Source organism: Paenibacillus sp. S150 (genome assembly GCF_019352175.1).
In the GTDB taxonomy this organism is placed as follows: Bacteria; Bacillota; Bacilli; order Paenibacillales; family Paenibacillaceae; genus Paenibacillus_AQ.
Map to the genome: position 1 here is coordinate 110,733 of NZ_JACBYI010000012.1, position 24,378 is coordinate 135,110.

At 54.9% G+C, this 24,378-nt stretch carries 17 protein-coding genes; 6 read left to right on the forward strand and 11 right to left on the reverse strand.

What is annotated here, in order from left to right; translation table 11 throughout:
• The 9 genes from HYD27_RS13645 to HYD27_RS13685 all read right to left on the reverse strand — a co-directional run bounded on the left by HYD27_RS13645 (window position 1) and on the right by HYD27_RS13685 (window position 12,985).
• Entirely contained in the window at window positions 1-1,722 is a 1,722-nt protein-coding gene (locus HYD27_RS13645; protein ID WP_219215976.1) for an adenine deaminase C-terminal domain-containing protein, read from the reverse strand.
• Between the two features lie 23 nt (window positions 1,723-1,745).
• Entirely contained in the window at window positions 1,746-2,801 is a 1,056-nt protein-coding gene (locus HYD27_RS13650; protein WP_219215977.1) for an ABC transporter ATP-binding protein, read from the reverse strand.
• 34 nt (window positions 2,802-2,835) lie between these two features.
• On the reverse strand, window positions 2,836-3,624 hold the full coding sequence (locus HYD27_RS13655; RefSeq protein WP_219215979.1) for an ABC transporter permease: 789 nt from the start codon (window positions 3,622-3,624) through the stop codon (window positions 2,836-2,838).
• 4 nt (window positions 3,625-3,628) lie between these two features.
• Complete coding sequence (locus tag HYD27_RS13660) at window positions 3,629-4,447, reverse strand: ABC transporter permease (protein ID WP_219215980.1); 819 nt, start codon at window positions 4,445-4,447, stop codon at window positions 3,629-3,631.
• Window position 4,448: 1 nt separating this feature from the next.
• Window positions 4,449-5,411 (reverse strand): nucleoside hydrolase, encoded by a 963-nt coding sequence (locus tag HYD27_RS13665; RefSeq protein WP_219215982.1) that lies wholly within the window; start codon window positions 5,409-5,411, stop codon window positions 4,449-4,451.
• Between the two features lie 2 nt (window positions 5,412-5,413).
• Window positions 5,414-6,523 (reverse strand): ABC transporter substrate-binding protein, encoded by a 1,110-nt coding sequence (locus HYD27_RS13670; protein WP_219215984.1) that lies wholly within the window; start codon window positions 6,521-6,523, stop codon window positions 5,414-5,416.
• Window positions 6,524-6,824: 301 nt separating this feature from the next.
• Window positions 6,825-7,169: a DUF2294 domain-containing protein gene (locus HYD27_RS13675; protein ID WP_219215986.1), complete on the reverse strand. Its 345-nt coding sequence runs from the start codon at window positions 7,167-7,169 to the stop codon at window positions 6,825-6,827.
• Between the two features lie 835 nt (window positions 7,170-8,004).
• Window positions 8,005-10,158, reverse strand: a complete 2,154-nt coding sequence (locus HYD27_RS13680) for an alpha-galactosidase (protein WP_219215988.1) — start codon at window positions 10,156-10,158, stop codon at window positions 8,005-8,007.
• A 280-nt stretch (window positions 10,159-10,438) separates the two neighbouring features.
• Window positions 10,439-12,985 carry a beta-mannosidase gene (locus HYD27_RS13685; protein ID WP_219215990.1) on the reverse strand — a complete coding sequence of 849 codons (2,547 nt, stop codon included), beginning with the start codon at window positions 12,983-12,985 and terminating at the stop codon, window positions 10,439-10,441.
• Window positions 12,986-13,353: 368 nt separating this feature from the next.
• Between HYD27_RS13685 and HYD27_RS13690 the strand changes: the two genes are divergently transcribed.
• From HYD27_RS13690 to HYD27_RS13715, 6 genes are all read left to right on the forward strand, one after another.
• The gene (locus HYD27_RS13690) at window positions 13,354-14,700 is read left to right on the forward strand and encodes an ABC transporter substrate-binding protein (protein ID WP_219215992.1); all 1,347 of its coding nucleotides are present in this window, start codon (window positions 13,354-13,356) and stop codon (window positions 14,698-14,700) included.
• A 122-nt stretch (window positions 14,701-14,822) separates the two neighbouring features.
• The gene (locus HYD27_RS13695; RefSeq protein ID WP_219215994.1) at window positions 14,823-15,716 is read left to right on the forward strand and encodes a carbohydrate ABC transporter permease; all 894 of its coding nucleotides are present in this window, start codon (window positions 14,823-14,825) and stop codon (window positions 15,714-15,716) included.
• Window position 15,717: 1 nt separating this feature from the next.
• Entirely contained in the window at window positions 15,718-16,551 is an 834-nt protein-coding gene (locus tag HYD27_RS13700; protein WP_219215996.1) for a carbohydrate ABC transporter permease, read from the forward strand.
• Window positions 16,552-16,578: 27 nt separating this feature from the next.
• Window positions 16,579-18,396, forward strand: a complete 1,818-nt coding sequence (locus HYD27_RS13705; RefSeq protein WP_219215998.1) for a sensor histidine kinase — start codon at window positions 16,579-16,581, stop codon at window positions 18,394-18,396.
• A 29-nt stretch (window positions 18,397-18,425) separates the two neighbouring features.
• Window positions 18,426-19,922 carry a response regulator gene (locus tag HYD27_RS13710; RefSeq protein ID WP_219215999.1) on the forward strand — a complete coding sequence of 499 codons (1,497 nt, stop codon included), beginning with the start codon at window positions 18,426-18,428 and terminating at the stop codon, window positions 19,920-19,922.
• A gap of 13 nt (window positions 19,923-19,935) precedes the next feature.
• Complete coding sequence (locus HYD27_RS13715; RefSeq protein WP_228745118.1) at window positions 19,936-20,676, forward strand: spermidine synthase; 741 nt, start codon at window positions 19,936-19,938, stop codon at window positions 20,674-20,676.
• Between the two features lie 669 nt (window positions 20,677-21,345).
• Here the strand turns inward: HYD27_RS13715 and HYD27_RS13720 are convergent.
• Complete coding sequence (locus HYD27_RS13720) at window positions 21,346-21,819, reverse strand: DUF4440 domain-containing protein (RefSeq protein WP_228745119.1); 474 nt, start codon at window positions 21,817-21,819, stop codon at window positions 21,346-21,348.
• Window positions 21,820-21,871: 52 nt separating this feature from the next.
• Window positions 21,872-24,256: a helix-turn-helix domain-containing protein gene (locus tag HYD27_RS13725; RefSeq protein ID WP_219216003.1), complete on the reverse strand. Its 2,385-nt coding sequence runs from the start codon at window positions 24,254-24,256 to the stop codon at window positions 21,872-21,874.
• Window positions 24,257-24,378: the final 122 nt, after the last annotated feature.

The following is a 24,378-nucleotide window of genomic DNA, read 5'->3' on the forward strand; positions in this document are numbered from 1 at the left end:
TCACTCTTCCCCAAGCGGAAACAGCAGCGGTACAACCCGCCCGGTGCCTACATCGATCAGGCCGTGGTCCGTGATTTTGAGTGCCGGGCTGACCGGCAGCGAATGAGTGCTGATGGACATAATCGGATTGTAATGATTGTAGCCCAGCGATTCCATGGCCTTCCGCAGCTCCTGCACACGCTCCGCAGTCTCTTCAAGCGGCGCTTCGGTCAGGATGCCGCCAACAGGCAGTGCAAGCAGGGCGAGCACCTCGCCGCCCGCGACAACGCAGAAGCCGCCTTGCGCGGCAATCACCGCATTGGCCGCTGCAGCCATGTCCTCCGGGTCATGGCCCACGACCAGCAGATTGTGGTTGTCGTGCGAATACGTTGTAGCAATCGCGCCGCGCGTAATCGTATCGCCGCCGATCAGGCCATAGGCGCGGTTGCCGTTCTTGCCGTACCGCTCGAAGGTGGCGATCAGGCCGTAGCCGCTCTTCTGCCACTCCAGAAGACCCTCCTTAACGACGGCTTCCGCGTGCTTTTCCTCGGTAAATGTGGAGATGCTGTTGACCATCATCACCCGGGAACCGCAGCGGCCGTCCGGCAGCTCCGAAGGCACCGCAAAATCAGCTGCGGACAGAGGGGTCAGCTGCACGCTGCGGTAGAAATGCGCCGGGAAGCGCGGTCCCGTCTCCGGCTGCGGAAGCGGCAGCTTGCGGTCATAGACCCGGCCCCCCCGCTTGTAGACCGCCTCAATCGCGAAGCTGCTAAGATCCGACAGCAGCAGATAATCGGCGGTTTTGTTCGGCGCGATGACTCCGCGGTCATCCAGCTTCATCCGCCGGGCCGGGGTGAACGTGGCCGCATAGAGCGCATCCTCCGGCGCCATGCCCATGGCTACCGCTTTGCGCACAAGATGGTCAAGATGCCCCGTCTTCACCAGTGAATCCGTCATTACATCATCGGTCACGAAGCAGAAATGCTCGCTGACCGGATGGCGCAGCAGGTAATCCACCACCTCCGGAGTCATCGACTTCTCCTGAATCTCGATGAACATTCCCGCCGCAATCCGCGCCTTAAGGCCTTCAATGCTCTGGTGGGTATGATCCGAATCGATTCCCGCATAGATCAGGCGGTGCAAATCAAGGTCGAGCAGCTTAGGCGTATGCCCCTCAATTACAAGACCCGGATAACGGCTGCGGACATGCTGGAGGATGCGGTTGCTTTTTCCGTCAGGGTCACGGATGACATCCACATAATTCATCACTTCGCCCAGGCAGATCATCCGCTCCGTCTCCATCAGCTCATCGATATCCTCGATTTCGATTGAACCGCCCGTCGTCTCCAGCGGAGTTGCCGGCACCGAGCTGGGAATAGAGTAGAACATGTCTACCTGGCAATCCCGGCTGGCCCGGATCATCTTATGCACGCCCTCAACCCCGAATACATTGGCCATCTCATGCGGCTCGGGAACAATCGTGGTTACCCCATGGCGCAGAATGCCATAAGAAAAGGTCTCCGGGGTAATCATCGTGCTCTCGATATGCAGATGGATATCAATCAGGCCGGGTACCATATACAGCCCCTCTGCCCGGATTACTTCCTGTGCGGTGAACGTTTCCTCCCCAAGCGGACCGATATAGAGAAACCGCCCGTCCTTCACGGCCACATTCGCGTGCTCAAACCGTTTATAGTAACTGTTGTACACCTTAGCGTTCAGTATAAGTTGATCAGTAATCATCATGTATGCTCCTCTTATGAGCGCTACTGCACCAGCACCAGCTTCTCTTTTGGAAAATAAACCGTTACCCGCTCCCCTTGGCTGAAGGGCTGCTCCATCTCCTGATTGACGGTAAATACGCCAAGCTCCGTCTCCACCTGATACTGATAGCTGCGGCCCAGATACGTGCTGACCTGCACTGTGCCGGGCAACGTGTTCCCGGAATCCGCCGGGCCGCTGAGCAGCTGCAGATCATCCGGGCGGATCGCCCCCAAGAGGCCGGTGTTGCCTTCGCCGTCCGGACGCTTGACTCCCAGAAATTTCAGCGCCCCACGGCTCAGCTCAATATCCGCGCCTTCATCATTCCTGCCGTCAAAGGAGATAAAGTTCCCGAACCCGATGAACCGGGCCACAAACTCACTGGCCGGATACTTGAAAATCGCCGGTGGCTGGTTAAGCTGCTCGATCTTGCCGTTATTCATGACGGCCACCTGGTCGGAGATGGAGAAGCATTCCTCCTGGTCATGGGAGACATACACGGTCGTAATGCCCAGCTCCTGCTGGATGCGGCGGATTTCCACCCGCATATTCACCCGCAGATTCGCATCCAGATTGCTGAGCGGCTCGTCGAACAGGAGCAGGTCCGGCTCAATCACCAGCGCCCGGGCAATCGCCACCCGCTGGCGTTGTCCGCCGGATAAGGCGGCCGGAAGCCTTTTCTCAAAGCCGCCCAGACTGACAATTTCCAGCATCCGGGTAACCCGCTTGCGCACCTCCGCCTCCTTCAGCTTGCGCAGCCTGAGGCCGAACGCCACATTGTCGTACACCGACAGATGCGGGAACAGCGCATAGTTCTGAAACACAAAGCCGAAATTCCGCTTTTCCACCGGAACCCTGGTGTAGTCCTTCCCCGAGAACATGAAATTGCCCGCTTCCGCGTTCAGGAATCCGGCGATCAGCCGCAGCGTGGTCGTTTTGCCGCAGCCGCTCGGTCCGAGCAGGGAGAGAAGCTGCCCTTTGGCCAGCGACAGGTTGAAATCTTCCAGGATCAGGCGGTTGTCATAAGCAACCGATACATGTTCCAGACTTAAGAGCGCCATTGCGTTATGCCTCCGTATCTTTTGGTGAAATAATCTATCTCTTGGTAAAATAGGCGAATCCCATCAGCCGCTCGATGACGAACATCAGCGCCGCCGTCAGCACCATCAGAATGACCGAAATGGCGGCAATCGTAGGATCGAAGTAATTTTGCACATAGGTCAGCATTTGAATCGGCAGCGTGCTGATTCCCGGACCGGTCATGAACACGGAAATGTCCACATTATTGAAGGATTCCAGAAAAGCGATCAGAACCGCCGCCAGAATGCCGGAGCGTATATTGGGCAGGACTATTTTGAAGAAGGTATACACTCTCGTAGCTCCCAGGCTCTGCGCGGCCTCTTCCACGGCAAAATCAAAATTCTCCAGACTGGAGGCAATTACCCGGATAATAAAAGGCAGCATGATCACGGTATGTCCAATCAGCAGTCCCGCCACAATCGGCAGACCGTACACCACAATCAGGTAGCGCAGCAGCGTGAAGCCCAGCACAATCCCGGGAATCAGCACCGGCGACAGGAAAATCGCATTCAGCGTGTCCCGCCCGCGAAAGCGGTAACGGCTCAGCGCGTAGGCCGCAGGCACACCCAGCATAAGCGCCAGCAGATTGCCGAGCAGCGAGATCATTATCGAGGTCTTGAAGGTCTCCATGAACGCGCTGACCTCGAAGATATTGCGGTACCACCGCAAGGATAGGCCCTCCGGGGGGAATTTCAGGACCGTGCCCGGCTCAAAGGAAGTAACGGATATAATGACGAGCGGGCCCAGCAAAAAAATAAAGACCACCAGCGTGTACAAGGACAGCGCGCGGTTTCCTTCCTTCATATTCTCACCCCTTCGGATTTAAGCGGTTGGCCCAGGCATTCATCAGCCCCACAACCACAAAAGTAATAGCAATCATAATCACGGCGATGACCGAGGCTGCCTGCCAATCGTTCAGCGTCATGGCGTTCTGATACAAAAAGGTGGAGACCACCCGTTCCTTGCCCCCGAGCAGCGCCGGTGTGGTATACGCCGTCAGACTGCCCACGAACACCAGAATCCCTCCGATGATCAGTCCCGGGACAGTCAGCGGGAAGGTGATTTGGCGGAACGCCGTAAACGGGGAAGCTCCCAGACTGCGCGCCGCCCGGACCAGCTCATGGTCCAGATTCTCCATGACTCCCAGCAGCGTGATGATAATCAGCGGCAGAAACAGATGCACAAGCCCGATCATCATCGCCGTCGGCGTATAGAGAATATCCAGCGGCTTCCCGATCAGCCCGGTGTTCACCAGAAAGGAGTTGATCAGCCCTTTTTTGCCGAGAATAATCATCCAGCTGAAGGAACGTACAACCGGACTTGTCAGCAGCGGAAAAATCGACAGCGCCAGCAGAATGCTCTTCTTGCGTGCGCTTGCGCGCGAGATATAATAAGCCGCAGGGTAACCGAGCACCATGCAGACCAGCGTGGTCACGGCACTTACCCGGAGCGTGGTCAGCAGGATGCGGTTAAAGTATCCGTCGCGGAAAAAATGCAAATACCCTTCCAGCGTCAGCTTCCCGTCCTGCACGAACGTGGAGGCAATGGTCAGCGTAATGGGTATGAGCATGAACACCGCCAGGAACAGCAGTCCCGGCAGCAGGAGATAGATTGCTTTTTTGTTCATACTAACGGCTCCCGTCCTTCTTCGGCTCTTGGTTCAGGCTATTGATGAAGCACTCCAGAAAAGCGGGCGCGTCCACCTCCAGACAGACGCTGGCATTCGGCGGACGGTTCAGCCGGTTCTGGAAATCGCAGACAGTCTGCCCATCGCACAGCTCGCTGCGGGTCTCCACGTCCACATAGTAATCCTGCACAGTAACAAACCCGCGGTTCAGCGCCACACCCACCGCCAGCGGATCGTGCAGGGCACAGGCCTGGACACCGTTGCGCTCATAATACCGCGCCCGGTAGCCGGAGGTACTTGTCTCCACATAGCCGCGGATTTGCGGGTGGAATAGCTTGGCAATATCGTCCGCACCCAGCAGCGCCCGGCGGGTAACATCCAGGCCCACCAGCGTCAGCCGGGGGAAGCCCGCGGCGAACACCTGCTTCGCAGCTTCGGGATCGACATACATGTTGTATTCCGCTGTTGGTGTAATGTTGCCGCAGCCCTGTACCACACCGCCCATCACAATCACCTCGGCGGCATGCATGGCAAGCTCCGGGCATTTCTGCAGCGCATGGGCCAGGTTGGTCAGCGGCGCGGTCATAATCAGCGTGACCTCCCCGGGCTGCGCCAGTACCTGGCGGATGATGAAATCTTCCGCCGCTTCCGCTTCCGCCTGTCTGGCGACCAGCATATCGCCCAGCGCGCCGCCGATGCCGTCCGAGCCGTGAACACGGTGCTCGAACACCGCATCACGGACCAGCGGCTTATCGGCTCCGCGGTGGACCGGAATCTGCCCGGACACGCCGAGCAGCTCCAGAATCTTGCAGGTGTTGAGTGTGGCCTGCTCCAGCGAAACGTTGCCGCTGACCGTGGTGATGCCAACAATTTCAAGCTGCCCGCTTGTCACCGCCAGCATAATCGCCAGCGCGTCATCCACGCCTGTGTCCACGTCCAGAATGACTTTTTTACGCCCGGTCATCCTTAGCCGCCAATCTCACGGTTGAAGCGGTCCGTCCATTCCGTGATGTGCTCGTTCACAAAGGACATATCCAGCTTGCGCAGCTTGCCGATGACATCCGCCCCGTAAGTTACGCCCGCCGCCTCTTCCTCCGTCAGCACCACTTCTGTATTCACCGGAGAATCGACTTTCGCTTTGGCGGACTTCTCCTGCACTTCCTTGCTCAGCTGCCAGTTGATAAATGCTTCGGCAAGCTCCTTGTTGTCGCTGCCCTTCACTACATTGACTGTGTTCATTACGGCATATGCGCCTTCGGAGGGAGCTACGAATTTGGCATCCGGCACGGCAGCCTGCAGGTCTTTAAAGTACATTTCCATAATTGGACCGCCGGCGATTTCCTCCTGGCCGAACATATTTACATACTCGGAGGTTTGGGAGTAGTATTTGACCACATTGCTGTCCAGCTCCTTCAGCTTCGTGAAGGCTTGATCCTCGTTAAACTCCGTACCGCCTGCCGCCACAGATGCCGCATCCACAATCATCGGACCGGCTGTAGCGGTAATGGCAGGCAGCGTCAGATTCTTATCGAACTTTGTCCACAGATCGCTCCAGGCCGTTACGTCGCCTTCAACGAGCGCCGGGTTATAGGCAATACCCAGACGGCCGACGGTATAGGCGGGACCATATTCTTCACCCAGCGGGGCTTTGGCGATGTCGTAGATGTTCTCGATATTCGGGATGTTGCTGCGGTCGACGGCTTCGAACAGACCTTCATTAATGGCTTGCTGCGCATAATAGTCCGACAGATACACTACATCCACATCGGAGCTGCCTTGGCGGATTTTGTTCAGACGCTCGGCGTTGTTCCCGATTTCGACGACAATCTTCACATTGTGCTCCTGCTCAAACGGCGCATAGACTGCCTCTTTGAAGAAGTCCTCGGAGAACCCCCATGTGGAAACAACCAGCTCCGTCGGTGCCCCCGCTTGTGTCGCTTCGGGTGCAGCCGTGGCAGCGTTGTTCGTGGCAGCACCGTTGGTAGCGGCGGCATTGTTTGTTGAGGCGTTATTGCCGCAAGCGGCAAGCACAGCAGTCAGTGTAAGGGCAAGGCCCGCGTTCATTATCTTTTTCATCAGTAAATAACCTCCCAAATGTTATATGCGGTACAATTCCGGCAGTATCATGCAGCTCAGGCAAGATGGGTCAGTCTACAGTCAAGCCCTCAAAGCAGCAAAACAAGAATTTGCAGCACCTCCCGTTGGTAATCAAAGTGATTAATTCCTTATTTTTTCATAAAAAAAAGAAAAGTATTCTTGTGGGAACAAGAACACTTTTCTTCGTAAAAACAAAGTAAAAGAGCTACCCGTTATAGAAGGACGGTCTTCGCTTAAGATAGATCAAAAACGAAAATCCGCAAATATCAGGTTAAAGCTGTCATTCTCCGGCCAGTATCATGTTCGTGAAGGCCCACTGGGTCGGCGCATCATAATCCCTGAGCAGAACCTCAATCGTTAGTCCCATCTCTGCTTCAAGCCTCTCCCTGAACCTCTTCTTAAACAGCAGCGACATCCGAAAATCCACTTCCTGCTTAAGCTCCGGCGCCTCGCCCTCCAGTGCGGCAGAACGCGGAGACCTGCGGTGCTTGGCGTGAAAGGTAATGACCTTGGAATCGACAGTGACACGGAGCAGGGTCGTACCGAAACCAAACAATTCCTTGGAGATCTCATTGTAGATCTGGCACATCTTCTTCTTCTGCTCGCTGTTTTCCAGTTCTGCCATGAAACCACCTTCAAAAACAGAATATCGTACAATAACATCGATAGTAATTGCTATTATACATAATTATTGCATTTCGGGCAAGAAAAAAGCCATATCTCACATGAAAGTGACGCCAAACACGAACGATAGCGAACGTTCACCAGCGAAATCGTTCGTGACAGAACCGGCCTATTGAGACCCAACGGCATTATTGCCGTTGTTTTCGGGTAAATCGGCTATCACCTGCGGCGAATTCAAAGGTACTTTTACCTCTCATTTCTCCTTTTGGCCCACCTGCGGCGAATTCAAAGGTACTTTTACCTCTCATTTCTCCTTTTTGGCCCACCTGCGGGGAATTCAAAGGTACTTCTACCTCTCATTTCTCCTTTGGGCTCACCTGCGGGGAATTCAAAGGTACTTTTACCTCTCATTTCTCCTTTTTGGCCCACCTGCGGGGAATTCAAAGGTACTTTTACCTCTCATTTCTACTTTTGGGCCCACCTGCAGCGAATTCAAAGGTACTTTTACCTCTCATTTTTACTTTGGGCTCACCTGCGGCGAATTCAAAGGTACTTTTACCTCTCATTTCTCCTTTTGGCCCACCTGCGGCGAATTCAAAGGTACTTTTACCTCTCATTTCTCCTTTTTGGCCCACCTGCGGCGAATTCAAAGGTACTTTTACCTCTCATCTCCTTATATTGCCAGCAAGTGCTTCAACAACGGCATTTCTGCCGTTATTCCTACGCCTGCCGCCGATGGCCACTTAACCGGCAATCCCCAATTGTTCACATTGCATGGTCAAACACAGCAATAGGGGATGCCAAGTCCTCTTGGCTCCCCTATTGCTGCAATGCGTTTATGCTTCGGCCCGCAGCCGGAAGCATCCGCTCACAAAGTCGCGCTGGATCTCCGGCAGCGTCAGCCCCGCCTGCATTAGGCGGTCACCGCCGTAGACCTCTCCGCTGTCCGCGAGCCGGTAGTCCACCTCCGGGTTCAGCCCGCTGAGCAGCAGCGTCCGGCGCGGCGGGTGCGGTTCAGCCAGCACCCGGAAATAGTAGACGAGTGCCTCGCGCTGGTCGTCCGAGACGAACATCCAGGCCGTTTCGTTGCCCTCGAACGGGCTCTGCAGCCGATACAGGCTGCCCTGCTGGACCAGGCTCCGGATTTCCTTATAATTCGCCACCTGCACCTTCACCAGTTCCTTCTCTTCCGGGGTGAAGTTCGTCAGATCAAGCTCATAGCCGAAGTTGCCGGACATGGCGACATCTCCCCGGAAGGATAATGGGGTGATCCGTCCCACCTGGTGATTCGGTACCGCGGAGACATGCGCCCCCATGGAGCTGACCGGATAGACAAGGCTGGTGCCGTACTGAATCTTCAAGCGCTCCACCGCATCCGTATCATCACTGGTCCAGGTCTGCGGCATATAGTAGAGCATGCCCGGATCGAAACGTCCACCGCCGCTGCAGCAGCTCTCGAACAGAATATGCGGAAATGCCGAGGTCAGACGTTCGAGCAGCTCATACAGCCCTAACACATACCGGTGCGCCGTTTCACCCTGGCGCTCAGGCGGAAGCTGCGCCGAGCCGATCTCTGTCAGGCAGCGGTTCATATCCCATTTGATATAGGCCACCGGAACGCTGGAAAAGATGCGGCTGAGCGATTCAAAAATATACTGCCGCACCTCTTCCCTGGTGTAATCCAGCACCAGCTGCCAGCGCAGCTCGCTGCGGCGGCGGCCCGGGACATGCAGACACCAGTCAGGATGGCTCCGGTAAAGGTCGCTGTCCGGCGAAATCATCTCCGGCTCCACCCACAGGCCGAACTTCATGCCGTGGCCGTTCACCCGAGCCGCCAGATCGGCCAGGCCGCCCGGCAGCTTGCGCAAATCCTCCGTCCAGTCGCCGAGGGACGAGTTGTCCGCATCGCGCTTCCCGAACCAGCCATCGTCAAGCACGAACAGCTCGATGCCCAGCTTCGCACCTTCAGCGGCAATGGCCTCCAGCTTATCGGTATTGAAATCAAAATAGGTCGCTTCCCAGTTGTTCACCAGGATAGGACGCTCTTTATCCCTGTACTGTCCTCTGCTGAGCCGCGTCCGGTACAGCCTGTGATAGATTCTAGACATTTCGCCAAGACCCTGTCCCGAATAGACCATTACCGCTTCCGGCGTCTGGAAGCTCTCCCCCGGCTCCAGCCGCCAGGAGAAATCAAAGGAATTCACCCCGATAGCCAGCCGGGCCATTCCGAAGGAATCCACCTCCGCCACGGCTTCATAGCCACCGCTGTACACCAGAGAGAAGCCGTACACCTCTCCTTGGCGCTCATCCGTGCCATGCTTCGCCAGCGCGGCAAAAGGGTTATGCTGGTGGCTGCTCATCCCCCGCCGGCTCTCGATCGAAGTGCCGCCCTGCTCCAGCCGTCTGCGGGTGATATGGCCTTCCCGCGACCAGGCGCCGGACAGGTAGATCATGTCCATATCCGCTGCCGGGAAATCAACAGAGGCACTCAGTGCCCGCAGCAATTGCAGCGGAGCCTGGCCGTCATTAACAAATTCCACCGAACGAGCAATTGCATCCATTTCTGCATACACGGTATAACGGAGGACAACCTCCAGCTTGGCATAATCATCCCGCAGAATAAGCTCCAGGGTATCGGCTTCCTCCTCGGACTCCACATACACCGCGGGAAGTCCCGCAAGCTTTGGCTTGCCCGCCAGCACCCGGTAACCGCTGTAGCGCAGCTCCGTTACCCGGGTCCCATCCTCCAGCTTGGCCTGGTAAGCCGGAATTCTGAAATCTCCCGTACCGTACTGCGGGTATTCCTGCGGCAGGCGGTCCAGCGAGCCGCCAGTCACCGGCGGGCGCAGGCCTTCCAGATTGCTGCCGTGCCGCAGCCTTCTCCCCCAATAGACATGCGCCGGGTAGTCGTTGACCAGCTCGATAATGTAACTCATGCCCTTGCTCTGCAGATGGAATATCCCCTTGTCTTCGTGAACCCAAATTGCCATGGTCCTATTTCCTTCTCTCTTGTGAGTTTCACCGCTGGGCTGGCCTAAATGTGCGTGCAATTATAATTTCCACCCTTAAGGCCAAAACAAATTTAATTTCATGCATTTATAATAGTGTCATTTCAATAAATGCAAGCTATCCGCCGCTTTTAAATGTACGAAATACATTTATCCCCCAAAAAAGCGGATTACAGCCCATTTTAACTGATGCAAATACAGCTATCTGTTATCCGGTATTGGGTATCTGTTTAAAACCAGATTGACCGGCAGACAGCTTAAATTACAGCAGGTGCTCCTCCACATAATCCGCCATCGAATGAATTTCAAGCTTCTTCGGCTTCGCCGGAATGAAGTCCTGTTCCCCGCTGCCGCGCAGGAAGAATTCCACGGTCTTGATCTCACCCGGAAGCAGATCAAAGAAGTTGTCCGAGAAAATCCCTTCCTCTTCCGCAGTCAGATAGACCCCTCTCGCCAGCGCATCACTGCTTACCTTGAAGCTTAGTCCGCCGCTGCCGGGAACCTCTTCCAACATCAGGAGCGGCCGGGGCAGCCTAATTTCTTTGGCGGGTACGAAGTAATGGCGCTTGTGCTCCAGCACCATGCCGTCAGCCTGCAAAGATGCGGTCAGCAGCATACGGCCAGGCTCGCGGCCCTCCAGCAAATCGGCAAGCCTCTCTGTAAATACAACGCCTGCCGAGTCGGCTGCAAGGGTCACCGGCTGTAACCATTCCTTCAGCACCGTTCCGCTGAAGTCTTGCAGCCGAACCGTTAGTTCTCCTGCCAGCGGCTCCCGCCGGTCGGACACGGCATGCACCCGGAGGTTCTCCCCGTCCGAGCCGTCGATGGAGAGCAGAAGCTCCTGGTAGCTTTTGCGCACCGTGTATTGGAGGGCCTTCCAGCGTCCGTAATAATCCATGCCCGCCCAGGAGGCAACCGGCCAGCAATCGTTCATCTGCCAGTACAGCGTGCCCATGCAGTAGGGCTTGCTTCTCCGGTGGCTTTCAATCGCGGTCCGCATCGCCTCCGCCTGGAGGATTTGGCTCATATAGAGGAAGCTTCTGAAATCCTTCGGCTGCGGCAGATAGATATCCATATATTCCTTAATCAGCAGGTTGCCGCGCCCGTTCTTCTGGTGAGCCAGCATCACTTCGGATTCCAGCGCCATATCGCTCTCCTCCGCATAGCCCAGCACCGATTTCAGCTCCGGAAAGGACTGGAAGCCGTATTCACTCATGAAGCGGCCAACCTTGACGTTGTAGTTCTCAAAAGGCTCGCTCGCATGCCATACTCCCCAGTAATGCACATCCCCTTCCCCGGCAATCCCCGTTGCATGCTGGTTCTCATCGCGGGTCAGCTCCCGCAGGGGAGAAGACGCCCAGTAGTCCACTTCGGGGTGAAGGCGGGCCGCCGCTTCCGGCAGGATATGGTGGAACAGGGCTTCATAATCTCTCCACAGCTTCCCGCGGATCTCCGGACTATAGTTCTCCTTCCAGCCCCAGCCTACATTGTCCTTATAATGCGCCCAGGCCGAATCCATCTCATTATTGCCGCACCAGAGAGCGATGCAGGGATGGTTGCGCAATCTCCGCACGTTATACTCTGCCTCTTCACGCACATTCTCCAGGAAATGCTCATCTCCCGGATACATGCTGCAGGCGAACATGAAATCCTGCCAGACCAGCAGGCCATATTCATCGCACAGCCGGTAAAAGCTCTCCTCTTCATAGATGCCGCCGCCCCATACCCGCAGCATATTCATATTGGAGGCTGCCGCTGATGCAATCTCATGACGGTAGCGCGCCTCTGTGACCTCGGCCGGAAAGCTGTCGTTCGGAATGTGATTGGACCCCTTGGCGAAGACCCGTACACCGTTCAGCTCGAAATAAAAGGAAGCGCCCCGGTCATCCGGCTTCCGCACCAGCTTGATTTCCCGCAGCCCGGTAGTGACTGCAGCTTGAGCTATAGCCTCCCCGTTCTGCAGCAGCTCCGCCTGGAACGCAGTTAAATGAGGTTCGCCCAGTCCGTTGCACCACCAGAGACGGGGGTGATCCAGGACAATCTCCAGCTCAAGCGTTTGCTTGCCGGACTGCACTGCAACCGACCTCATCCATTCCTGGCCGGCACAGCTGATCCGCAGCAGCCCGTTCCATTCCGAAGGCGCGTCTACCTCCACCAGCGCAGCCAGCCCCGCTTCCTCCTGCTTGACCGCATTCTGGCGGATATACAAATCGGTAATGGCAACGTGATCCCGCCCTTCAAGCATGGCCTTACGCCAGATGCCGCTGGTCAGAAATCTTGGACCCCAGTCCCAGCCATAGTGATAAGGAGCTTTGCGTGCGAACACGCTGATCCGCTGTTCCCCGAGCCCCCCCAGCTCCGACTGGTCATTAGGCGCCGGCAGCACATAGCCCAGCTGTTCCAGCTTCGGCAGATCCTCATTCACCGCCGAGCGGAATTTCACCCTTATCTCATTCTCCCCGGTCCGCAGCAGCCCCTTCACATTCACGTTCCAGGCCCGGAACATGTTGTCTGCCGAGAGCACATGCACATTATTCACGGATACATCCGCATACGTGTCCAGTCCGGCAAACACCAATTCAGCAACGGCCAGACGCTGCCATTCCTCTTCCAGGTGCAGCGAGGTTCTGTATTCCCATTCCTTCTTGTCAATCCATTGCAGTTCATGCTCGTTCTTTCCATAAAAGGGTTCAGGAATCATTTCATTGCGGAGCAGGTCGGTATGCACCGTTCCCGGCACGTTAGCCGGCCGCCACGCATCATCGCCGCAGGCTCTAAATTCCCAATTGTCGAGTTGCAGTTGCTTCATAGAACCTCCTAAAGTTTTGTTAGCCTATACTTCCTTGAGTCTGCTTCGTACAAAGCTCACTCCGAAAGCATACGCTGTAAGTTTTGCAAGCTTAATTTTCCTGGAAGCATACGCCTTTTGTTAGCATGCACTCCATCGAATTGCTTCGTACAAAGCCCACTTCGAAGCATACGCCTTTAATGATGTGAGCATGCGCTTTCATTTACATTGTATTTTGTTATTCTATTGTTAGCAACACACTAATTATATTCTTTTAAACAGAACAAATAAAGACAATAAATAATAATACAAACCATTTCTCGGCAAGGTGTTTATCGCTATAATTAGTGATGTAAACGCTAACAATAATACGAAAAGGGGACAGCACAATGAGAAATAAGTTATTTTCGTTATGTTTTGTTATCATTATAAGCTTCTCTCTATCCCTGACAGGCTGCGGCTCCAGCAACAACAATAATACCGCTACAGCCACAGATGAGCCGGCGGCGGCTACAGCGCCGGAGAACACGGGCGGAGATGCGGCGGCAGCCACTGAACCGGCAGCGGCGAGCGGCTCGGACATCAGCGGCAAAATCACCTTCCTCACGAACAGAACCGACATGATCGGCAAAGAGTATGACGAATATGTAAAGCGCTTTAATGAAAAATATCCGGACATCACGGTTGAATTCGAAGCCTCCCAAACCGACTACAACCAGCAAGCCAAGGTCAGAATGGCCAGCGGCGAGCTTCCGGATGTAATGTTCGTCCCGACCATTCCGAACTCCGATCTGCCTAAATATTTTGCTTCCCTGGACGATCTCGGCCTGAACGATCAAATTACCTTTAAAGATTTCAAATCCTATGAAGGCAAGCTCTACGGAATTACTACCGGCAACTCCACATCCGGCATCGTGTACAACAAGCAGGCCTTTGCCGATGCCGGCATTACGGAGATTCCCAAGACCTGGGATGAATTCCTGGCCGCCTGCGAAAAACTGAAAGCTGGGGGCGTCGTTCCGCTCGCTTCCAACTTCAAGGACAAATGGCCGCTTAATGACTGGGTTTATGCTGTTCCGCGCGTCATTGAAGGCAACCCTGACTTCCCTAATGAGAAGCTGAACACTGACACACCTTTTACTATGGACAATGGATACGGCAAATCACTCAGCCTCCTGAGAGAGCTTAATGAAAAAGGCTACCTGGAAAAAGACATCAACTCCACCAACTGGGAACAATCCAAGAAAGACATCGCATCCGGCAAGTTCGCCATGTACTTCCTGGGCAACTGGGTTATCAATCAAGTCATCGGTGCAGGCACCACCGCAGACAACGTAGGATTCTTCCCGCTGCCTTATGACAACTCGGGCACTCTTACCGCTCCGCTCAGTCCTGACTTCTTCTATGCGGTAGCCAAGGACAGCAAAAATGCAGACGCTGCCAAAGCCTTCGTGAAATGGATGATTGAAGAATCGGGATATGAGGATTTCGCCGGATTTATCTCCCCGCTGAAAGGCAAGGAATCCAGGCTGACCCAGCTGAAGGAGTTCCAATCCACCGGTGTAGCCCTGCAGGAAGGTACAGTCGATGATGCCAAGGTTACGGAAATCACCAATAAGGCACAGCTGGACCTGCCGGCCGTGGCTCAGGAATTCGTGCTCGCCAAAGATCCGCAGGCAGTCTTCGATAAATGGAACAAGGCCTGGGCCAAGGCCAAGAAAGATCTCGGCTATTAATTACAAAATAACACTGTAACACCGGCTATCCCATAAACACGGCGTAAAATGGATTATCGCCTTCACGGATAATCCATTTTGACGTCAATAACTGAGCGCTCTCAAGGAAAGAAGGTCAAGCGATGTTCGGAACATTATCCTACAGCAGACAGAAGACGGTCATTATCGTATCCTTCCTGCTCATACCGCTGTTGCTGCTAGCTACATTCACATATTATCCGGCGCTTAAGCTGATCTACTACAGCTTCACGAACTGGGACGGCTACAGCCCCGAGAAGCCTTGGGTGGGCCTGGACAATTACCGCGAGGTGTTCGGCAATCCCGATATATTCAAGGTGTTCACTCATAACTTCGCCTATTTCGCCATGGGCATTGTCCAGAATATCGCCGCCATTTATTTCGCCGTTGTGCTGAACAGCAGGCTGCGGGGCCGCAATGCATTCCGGATTATGCTCTTCCTGCCCTACATTATGAACGGGGTCGCCGTTGCGTTTATGTTCGGCTATGTCTTTGATACCACCAACGGCTCGCTGAATCTGTTCCTGGACAGCATCGGACTTCACCAATTGGCCCAGACCAGCTGGCTCGGAACCGAAGGGCTCGTCAACTACTCACTGGCTTCCACCGGCTTTTGGCGTTTCATGGGCTACAACATGGTCATCTATATCGCCTCCCTGCAGGCCATTCCGCGCGATATTTATGAAGCGGCCAAGATTGACGGCGCAGGCTCTTTTCAGACCCTGTGGAGAGTGACCCTGCCGAATATGAAGGCCGTTATCCAGTTGAACCTTTTCCTGACGGTCACCGGTGCGCTGGAAGTCTTCGACCTGCCGTTCGTGCTCACCAAGGGCGGTCCCGCCGGCGCGAGCCAGACTTATGTGCAGCGGGTCGTGGATACGGCATTTGCTTTTAACAACTATGGATTGGCATCGGCGATGAGCATCATTCTGCTGTTCTTTGTCGTCATTGTGCTGCTGGTGCAGCAGCTGGTGCTTAGCCGGGGAGGAGACAAATAACATGGCGCACAGCAAATTCCGTTTTACAGACTTCATTAAATACCTCTCGCTGCTGACCGGGGTGTTCGTCGTCCTCTTCCCTCCTTATGTAGTTATTGTCAATGCGTTTAAATCGACGGAGGAGTTTAACACCAGCAGTTCGATGGCGCTGCCCAGGAGCTTCCTGAACTTTGACAACTTTATCGCCGTGTTCCAGCGCGGAGGCCTGCTGAGCGGCTTCGGCAATGTGCTGGTCATCATTATAATTACATTGACCCTGAACATACTGTTTGGGACAATGGTTGCATACGTGCTTGGCCGCTTCTCTTTCAAATTGAAACCGGTCGTCTTTGGAGCTTATCTCGTAGCCACCATCATTCCAAGCATCACCACACAGGTGGCCACCTTCGGCATCATCAAAAATATGGGCCTCTACAACACGCTCGGCGCCCCGATTGTGCTCTACATCGGCGCGGACGTTATCCAGATCATTCTTTACCTGCAGTTTATCCGCAACATTCCCGTTGATCTCGACGAGAGCGCCATGGTGGAAGGGGCTTCCCTGTTCAAAATCTACCGTTCGATCATCTTCCCGCTCTTGACCCCGGCGACAGCCACACTGGTAATTCTGAAGACGATCAGCATTTACAATGACATGTACATTCCTTACCTCTATATGCCAAAACAGAGCCTTGGCGTGGTAACTACCATTCTGATGCGTTTTCAGGGAGTCAACTCGGGGGAATGGAACCTGATCTGTGCCGCGATTCTGCTGATTCTGCTGCCGACAGTAATTCTGTACTTTTTCCTGCAGCGCTATATCTTTGAAGGCGTGACCAGCGGCGCAGTCAAATAAGGGGGATGTACGGAGAGGAATAACAACATGGTGTCAGCCATCCTGGGGATTATTCGCAAAATATGGTTGTTCCTGGCCAACCTGCCGATGGAGCGGAAGCTGATTGTCGTATTTGTGTTTCTTATTTCCATGCCCATAACCTGGGTCAGCTATATGTCCTCCCGCTCCATGTTCAATTCCGTGATCGCCAATGCCACCGAAAGGTCGGGCCAGATGACCTCGAATGCTTCGGATACCATTGACCGCTATGTAGCCGATTTGAAACGGTATACTTCTCTGCCGCTGTATAATACCGATGTGCAGCTCTATCTGACACAGAAGAACACCGATTGGGAAAAAAACACCGGGATGTCGATGTTCCTCAGCTATCTGAAGCATACGAAAAATGAGATTCTGGCCGTTTATATGGTTGACCAGTATGACTCCATTTTTTACGATACGGCTGCGGGCATCAATGAGATCTTTCCGGCGGAACGGCTGGCTGTATGGAAAAGACTCAGTGAAGCGGGGGGAGCAGCCCCCGTCATACAAGGCAGGCACAGCATCCGTGTGAATTCATCTGCGGAGCGGGAAGTCTTCAGCGTACTGCGTACCATTAATTCTGTAAGCACTTTGCGAAACATCGGAATTCTCGTCTTCGATGTCGACATCAGCCTGTTCAAGGGAATTCTGGACCCGGTAAATGCAGTGACCCAGGGCAGCACACTGGTTGTGGACGAGCAGGGAGAGCTGATCTATGCCGGTAAAGCGAGGGAAGCGGAGACCCGGGAGGAACAGAGTCTTGCAAGACACCTGCTTCTGGATCAGGTCAGGCTGGACCAGGGGCACTTTCAGATTAAGCTGGACGGGCAGTCCTATCTGGCGGTATACACCGTATCGCGGCAGACCGGCTGGACGACCATGGTCACGATCCCGCTCTCCCGCATCCTTTCGCCGGTGGAGAAAAACCGCAACACGCTGATTCTCTCAACACTCGCCATTATTGCTTTTGCCCTGTTCGTGGCTACCATTATCTCCCACGCGCTGACGAAGCCGCTGAAATCGATGGTCCGGCTGATGAAGCAGGTCCAGCACGGCAATCTGGACGTCTGGCTGCACCCCAAATACAACGACGAGATCGGCATGCTCGGCAGCCATTTCAACCGGATGATTATCCGGGTCAAGGACTTGCTTCAGGAGGTCTCCATGACGGAGAAAAGAAAACAGAAGGCCGATATGCGGGCGCTGCAGAACCAGATCAACCCGCATTTTATTTACAACACGCTGGAATCCATCCGCATGCTGGCAGAGAGCAGCGAGGACCCGCGCGTGGCGAAGCTGACCTATCTGCTGGGACTCCAGATGCGCTACGGTATTGTCCGCAGCGAAGAAATGGTTACGATCCGCCATGAGCTGGACCATGTGCGGAATTATCTGCACCTGCTGCAGATCCGCTTTCCGGACAAGTTCACGCTGAATATTGCCGTGCCGGAGGTCCTTCTTCCCCTTCCCGTCATCAAGCTGCTCTTCCAGCCGGTTGTCGAGAACGCCGTCTTCCACGGCCTGGAGCCCAAGGAAGGGCCGGGTATACTGAGCATCAGCGGCTGGGAAGAGGACGGCAGAGCGGTATTCTGCATCGAGGATGACGGTGTCGGCATGGACGAGGATACCCTGCGTGCCTTGAATACCAGTCTGAGGGGCGGCGCAGACGGCGAGATGTTCGGGATCGGGCTGCGGAATGTCAATGAGCGGATTCGCCTGCATTATGGCCCTTCGTTTGGCCTAAGCGTAAGCAGCGAACCCGGAAGCGGCACCCGTGTCATCCTGCGGATTGAAGACCCCTCCGGCCAGCTCCGGGAGGAATAATACATGTTGTCTGAAGGAGGATATCCGGATTGCTTCGTATTGTGATTGTAGATGATGAAGTTCTGATTCGCGAAGGCCTGGCCCGGATGATCAGCAAGGAGAGCAGCCGGTTTCTCGTCACGGGAACCTATGCCGACGGCAAGCAGCTGCTTGATGCCCTCCCTTCCCGGCAAATCGATGTGGTCATTACAGATATCCGGATGCCGCATGTGGACGGGCTGGAGCTGATCAAGCGGCTCAAAGCCCTGCAGCCGCAGATCCGCACCTTGCTGATGAGCGGATTCGTGGAATTTAATTATGCCCGGGAAGCAATCCGCAGCTCCGCTGTGGACTATTTGCTGAAGCCGATCAACAAGGAGCAGCTCTTTGAGGTGCTCTACCGTCTGGACGAGGAGCGGAAGCTGCTGCGCGAGAAGGAAGAGTGCCAGCGCTCCGGACTGCTGCTCTCGCTGCTGCATGTCGGGCAGCCATCGGCCGTCCTCCTAAGCGGCCTTACCTTGCCGCAGCCTTACTTCTCCGTGTTTGTGCTCAAAGGAAGCTCCCGGGAAGCCGTCTGCGCCTGCTCAGACAGCCTGCGGCAAGAGAAGGAGCTGTTGCTGGACTCTCTGGAAATAAGGAACGGGCTGTACGTATGGATTTGCTATTCCGCCAAGCCCCTGACCGCCGGAGAATTGAATGACATCGGCGAGCATCTCCGTGCGGGCAGCGGCGGGCAGCGACTCCATGCCGGAGTCAGCGGCTCCTGCAGCGATCCCTCCAAGCTGCGGTCGGCCTACCTGGAAGCGAGGCTGGCCTGTGATGCGGGGATTTACAATCCGCAGCCGCTGCATTATATTACTGCTCAAGAGCACGCGGCTGCGAATCCCAGCCCGGGCAATCCCTTTGCGCCGATCCGCGAGCCGCTGATCCATGATCTGCAGATTCTGAATGTGTCCGGGGTGCTGGAACACATACATTCCATGTTCTCTGAGCTGGAGTTGCAGCAGGCTTGTCCTGAACACATTCTGCGGGCTTGCCGGGAGGCGGAGGACACAGCCAGCAAGGAGCTTCAGGAATTCGGAGACGTGTACCGAAACGGCAAAGGGGTCTCCCTGGAAGAGCAGCTCGCGGCCTGCATGAGCTTTGGCGAGATTGAGCAGCTGTTCATCGCCGGCTTCTCGGCGGCTCTGGGCGAAATCCGCACCCGCCGGCTGGAGCTGTCCGGCACCGCCGTCGAGACCGTGAAGCGCTGGGTCTCGGCCAACTACAGCCAGCATGCCGATCTGAATATGCTGGCAGGCATGGTGTTTTTGACGCCAAGCTATTTGAGCAAGCTGTTCAAGCAGGAAACCGGGCTGACTCTGACCGAATATGTGATTGAAATCCGCATCCGCAAGGCCAAGCAGCTGCTGAAGAATGCCCCTGATCTGAAGATTCATGAGATCGGGGCCGAGGTCGGTTATCCCGATCCCGCCTATTTCAACAAGCTGTTCAAAAAAGTCGTCGGCGTCACACCGAACGAATATAAGCGCATATCACTTGTTTAAGGAGTTGGAGCCCTTGCAGCCACTGAACCGCACAGCAGGCAATGAGCCTGAAATACAAGTATACGATACGACAGAATTATATGGCGAGAAGGGCAGATTCCGCGTGCTGCAATTTTCGGGGGACGCCATTCAGGGCGCGCTTGACTTGGACCGCCCCCGGCGGGTGGTCTTTGAATATCCGCGGGCCATGATCCATTTAATGGAGGCGGGTGAACCCTTTTTCGAGGATGTATTTGTCATTGGACACGGAATCGGAACGATTGCCGGTTACTTCGCGGAGAAGCGCTTCAAGACTGCCGAGGTGAATGCTGAGGTAGTGAGGCTGAGCAGGCAGCATTTTGGCTGCAGCCAGGATAATATCATCGTCGGGGACGGGCGCAGCATCCTGGAGGGTGAACCGGACAGCCGCTATGACTATATTCTTCTTGATGCCTTCACCGCAGACGGTACTCCCCGGCATCTGATTTCCAGCGAGTTCTTCGCCCTGGCCCGTTCCAAGCTGAACAGCCGCGGCTCCCTCATCATGAACCTGATGGGCAGAAGCGAAAAAGACCGCCTGATATGCGCCATCCACACGACGCTCAGCGGGAGTTTCCCCTATATCAAGGCCTTCGCCCTGCCCTCGGAAGGCACCGCCGACATCCGCAACATCATCATTATGGGCAGCGGCAGGCCAATCCGCTGCCAGGCCCGGCAGCTGGCCGGTTTTGTGGAAATCGCGCTTGAGCAGGGACATGTAATCCGGGACCAGTAGGCGTCAGAGCAGAATCGGCCTATTCAGAACAGGATGCTTCTCCCTTAGACCTCTCTGCTTGTCTGAATTCATGGCGGCTGGCTGCGGCTGACCTGCCGGACCCTGCCGACCCTCTGGTCCCCGCTAATCCTCTGGACCCTGCTAATTCTCTGGACCCGCTAAACCTCTGGACGCCGCTAACCCCCTGGACCCCGCTAATTCTCTGGACCCGCTAATCCTCTGGACGCCGCTAACCCCCTGGACCCCGCTAATCCTCTGGACCCGCTAAACCTCTGGACGCCGCTAACCCCCTGGACCCCGCTAATCCTCTGGACCCGCTAATCCTCTGGACGCCGCTAACCCCCTGGACCCCGCTAATCCTCTGGACCCGCTAAACCTCTGGACCCGCTAATCCTTCAGCCCGGCCGGCCACCCGAACAAGCCTTACCTGCCGGCTAAACATCAAAGCTAAGTGGAAATAGTGCAACTAATCTACTGAAATCTCAGCCGCAGCAGGGATTAGTGGGATTTTCTACACTTATTTTTGCCGAAATCAGGGCATAGGGAGCCATGAGGCCCGATTAGTTATACTTTTTACCACTAAGAGTCTTTTGGGCGTGAAAAGACCCGGATTAGTTCTACTTTTTCCACTTAGATCTGTGCTCGGCTATCAACAATCCCCCCTCTTGATCAAAGAACATATGCCGGCTGCAGGACAGATATCCATCCAAGCCAGCTATTCCTGACATCTTCTTGTCCGGTTCTGCTCAACCAGCCCTGCCTAAGCTCCCGCCGGACCTTCCTGCAGCTCACTCTATGCCTAAGCTCCCGGCAGGTGTCCCTTGATGGAAAAACAGCTGCCAGCCGCCCGTCCGAGAAGCTCCAGATCGAACTGCGCAAAGCGTGCCGCCCGTTATCCGCATTGAAAGTCCGGTACGCAGCCAGCACAGCCTCTTCGGATAACGGATGGAGTTCGAAGCCGCTCAGAAGCATTTTCACCACCCCGCTCCCTGCCTGCCCATCATATCCTTCTTGCGCCATACGGCCGGAGCTCCCGTATTCCAAAAAATCATCTGCAATCAGCAGCGAGAGCGCTTGGGGTAATGTGCGGACCTCCTTGGTCAGCAGAAGCTCCTCCAGCTCGCGTATATGCTTGTGCAGCAAGGCTTCAGGTATCCATCACTTACCTCCTGGAATAAAATCAACAGATAGCGCTTCACTCCAACTTTTTCTTCAGCCGGTATTCCTTTGGCGTTACACCGAAGGTTTTTTTGAACAATTTGAAAAAAGTGCTCTCGTTCACATAGCCTACAAGCTCCATTATCTGCTTAATGCTAAAATTTTTCGTCTCCAAATAGGCCTGCGCATGCTGAAGGCGGATTCTGTTCAGGTATTCGCTTACCGATACATATTCGCTCTGCTTGAACATCCTTCCCACATAGGCGGGAGTCATATGGAGCATGGAGGCGATCCCTTGAAGACTGAGTCCCGGCTCCTTGTAATTCATCTCGATAATTTCCTTGATAGCGTCCATTAGGGCCGTGTTTTTGCCGTTCTCAAGCTGGCTCAGCTGATCATGAATATCCCGGCACACCCTGAAGAACAGTTCGCTGATCTCTTCCAGCGTCTCCTGCTCCAGCACTTCCCGGCTCAGGGAACTCAGATCCGCATTCAGCGGAACCATCCGGTTCCGGTTAATATCCCTTACGGCTGATTTGAGGATATCGGCAATATGCAGAAGTCCGTGGATGATAACATCGTAGTGGCAGAGCGCAAGCGGGCCGAGTATTTGCTGAATGGTCCTCTGCATGACGGGCAGATCGCCTGCGCGGATGCTCTCGCCAAGTCTTTTCTCCAGCTCTTCGGGGAAGCTGTACTCCAGCCGCTCAAGATTTCTGCCCACCCGGTCTCTGGTGATGATGGCCCCATGACCGAACAGCAGCTGATACATTGAATATTGAATGGCTGCCCCGTACCGTTCTGTAATGTCCGCATAATTGCTGCAGCATTCGCTGACGGTCATGGTCAAGGACAGCTTGTAATAATTGCCGACGACCTGCCGGATGCTGCGGAGCAGCGGATGCAGCGGATGCAGCGGGTGCAGCGGGTGCAGCGGGTGCAGCGAATGCTCATCCTCCCCGGCACCGTGCGCCGGACTGATTAGCATGACAAGATGATCGTTGCGCATATCCGCCAGCTCGCACAGATAACGGCCCGGCCGCATAATCTCCTCAGTGATATTGCCGATGGCAAAATAGTGGAGCTTCCGCTCATTATGGCTGGTCCGGCGCAGGTAATCCGCATTGCCGTCCACCTTGATCAAGACCAGCTGATAGGGACCGTTCGGGCTGATCCGCAGTGCGTTCTGCTTAATATTGTCTTCAAACTCCATCGGCGATAAGGTTTGACTGCCCGAGATCAGTGTGCGGAGGTAATAGCTTTTGACAATGTGGCGCTGTTTGTTCTGCTCGTCGGAGGCCGAGCGCAGCTGCTGCGCCATGGTGCTGAACATGCTGGCCACCGCCGACAGTTCATCCCCGCCGGCCGTTCTGCCGCCCCCCGCTTCGCCGGGTCCCAGCCCGATCTGGCCAATCAGCCGTTCAACCGGCTTATACAGCTTGTGCGCCACAACCGCAGACAAGGCCATGGCAAGCAGCAGGACGCCCATACTGACGAGCGCGAAGGTGTCGCGCAGCTCCCGGATATCCTTAAGGATAATTTCATAGGGCTGAATACTGATGACCTTCCAGTTCGTATCCCTCATTCTCAGGTAGGTTACCAGGAGCTTCGTACTGCCGCCAAATTTGCCGGAAAAAGAACCAAAAGACCCGTTGCCTGCAGCCATATACGCGCTTAGTTCCTGGGTCAGCTCTGCCCGGGCAGGCAGCAGCCGGGAATTGCCGGAGAGCAGGACGTTTCCTTTTTCGTCCAACATGTATACACCTGACTGTTCAGGTATGGCGAAATCATTCAACGCACGCAAATTGTCGTAGAGCCATTCGGGCCGGATGTTGACCACAAGCGCACTTTCATTGCCGGTGTTGGTATCGTAGAAATTCTGATACATCACGAGTGAAAAGAAATCGGCGGTCTGGTCCTGCCCGCTGAAATTCATCGGAAGCAGCTGCATGGGCGGCAGCTTCGCCTTATTCTTCACCAGCTTGACGATGTCACCGTTCAACGCGGAGTCCGGCTTGTTCAGGCTCAGCTCCCCTACAGTGTAAGTACGGTCGTCGTATCCATTGTATACAAGAATGGAATGAAGGAACGAGGAAGAAAGATACGCCTGCTTAAGCGTATTCATCGAACGAATGATTAGCATCTCATCAGGGTCGCGCAGGGTCAGCAGCGGTACAATATTGGGGTCCATATACAGGGAAACCGCCAGATTGTTCAATACCCCCGTCATATAGGAAAGGCTGATCTGAATCTGATTCATCGCCTTGCGGCTGACCTCCTGCTGCATCCGGACGGCATTGCGCTCGGCATTATATTGCAGCACAAGCGAGGAGCCGACCAGAACAGCGACGATCAGCAAAGTTACAGTTACCAGAATGCGCAGCAGATACCTTTTGGATTTGTATGTTTGCCAGAGCCGCATCGTGTTCCCCTCCAGAAAGATCCGTTTTACCGCCTGACACCAGCATGGCATAAAACGCAGAAGGCCTCTACTGTACAAATTTCGAATTGCTCTCCGATCTTAGAGCCGGCGCTTGGCGCCGT

What these genes read in the sequence shown, in the direction of transcription:
- HYD27_RS13680 (WP_219215988.1), bottom strand. Translation starts at nt 10,158, where the DNA reads ATGGCAATTTGGGTTCACGAAGACAAGGGGATATTCCATCTGCAGAGC.
- HYD27_RS13695 (WP_219215994.1), top strand. Translation starts at nt 14,823, where the DNA reads ATGTTCGGAACATTATCCTACAGCAGACAGAAGACGGTCATTATCGTA.
- HYD27_RS13700 (WP_219215996.1), top strand. Translation starts at nt 15,718, where the DNA reads ATGGCGCACAGCAAATTCCGTTTTACAGACTTCATTAAATACCTCTCG.
- HYD27_RS13645 (WP_219215976.1), bottom strand. Translation starts at nt 1,722, where the DNA reads ATGATTACTGATCAACTTATACTGAACGCTAAGGTGTACAACAGTTAC.
- HYD27_RS13705 (WP_219215998.1), top strand. Translation starts at nt 16,579, where the DNA reads ATGGTGTCAGCCATCCTGGGGATTATTCGCAAAATATGGTTGTTCCTG.
- HYD27_RS13725 (WP_219216003.1), bottom strand. Translation starts at nt 24,256, where the DNA reads ATGCGGCTCTGGCAAACATACAAATCCAAAAGGTATCTGCTGCGCATT.
- HYD27_RS13675 (WP_219215986.1), bottom strand. Translation starts at nt 7,169, where the DNA reads ATGGCAGAACTGGAAAACAGCGAGCAGAAGAAGAAGATGTGCCAGATC.
- HYD27_RS13650 (WP_219215977.1), bottom strand. Translation starts at nt 2,801, where the DNA reads ATGGCGCTCTTAAGTCTGGAACATGTATCGGTTGCTTATGACAACCGC.
- HYD27_RS13670 (WP_219215984.1), bottom strand. Translation starts at nt 6,523, where the DNA reads ATGAAAAAGATAATGAACGCGGGCCTTGCCCTTACACTGACTGCTGTG.
- HYD27_RS13660 (WP_219215980.1), bottom strand. Translation starts at nt 4,447, where the DNA reads ATGAACAAAAAAGCAATCTATCTCCTGCTGCCGGGACTGCTGTTCCTG.
- HYD27_RS13655 (WP_219215979.1), bottom strand. Translation starts at nt 3,624, where the DNA reads ATGAAGGAAGGAAACCGCGCGCTGTCCTTGTACACGCTGGTGGTCTTT.
- HYD27_RS13665 (WP_219215982.1), bottom strand. Translation starts at nt 5,411, where the DNA reads ATGACCGGGCGTAAAAAAGTCATTCTGGACGTGGACACAGGCGTGGAT.
- HYD27_RS13685 (WP_219215990.1), bottom strand. Translation starts at nt 12,985, where the DNA reads ATGAAGCAACTGCAACTCGACAATTGGGAATTTAGAGCCTGCGGCGAT.
- HYD27_RS13690 (WP_219215992.1), top strand. Translation starts at nt 13,354, where the DNA reads ATGAGAAATAAGTTATTTTCGTTATGTTTTGTTATCATTATAAGCTTC.